The 598-nt window shown below is 66.6% G+C and carries 1 protein-coding gene; it reads left to right on the forward strand.

The features are described from left to right. Positions 1 to 598: acyltransferase domain-containing protein (locus IE249_RS39590; protein WP_229860009.1), on the forward strand; the 598-nt coding region annotated here is incomplete at both ends.

Raw genomic sequence — 598 nt, forward strand, 5'->3', positions numbered from 1 at the left:
GCGGGCGTTGGATGAGGTGTGTGGGCGGTTTGGACTTCCCTTGCGGGAGGTGATGTTCGGTGGGTCCGAGGGTGTTGCCGGGCTGATCGATCAGACGGCGTACACGCAGCCGGCGTTGTTCGCTGTCGAGGTGGCGTTGTTCCGGCTGTTGGAGTCGTGGGGGGTTCGGCCGGACTTTGTGTCGGGTCATTCGATCGGTGAGGTGGCGGCCGCGCATTGTGCGGGTGTGCTGTCGTTGGAGGATGCGTGCACGCTGGTGGCGGCGCGTGGCCGGTTGATGCAGGAGCTGCCGGGTGACGGTGGTGCGATGGTGGCGTTGCAGGCGGCCGAGGAGGAGGTCACTCCGTATCTGACGGATGCGGTGAGTATCGCGGCCGTGAATGGTCCGTCCTCGGTTGTGATCGCGGGTGACGAGAGTGTCGTACTGGAGATCGCCGCGGTCTTCGAGGGGCGGGGTCGCAGGGCGCGTCGTCTGACGGTCAGCCATGCGTTCCACTCGCCGCACATGGACGGGATGCTGAACGCCTTCCGGGAGGTGGCCGAGGGGTTGTCGTACGAGGCTCCGGGCATCCCGGTCGTCTCCAATCTGACCGGGGCC

It is taken from the genome of Streptomyces anandii JCM 4720 (assembly GCF_014650655.1).
Lineage (GTDB): Bacteria > Actinomycetota > Actinomycetes > Streptomycetales > Streptomycetaceae > Streptomyces > Streptomyces anandii.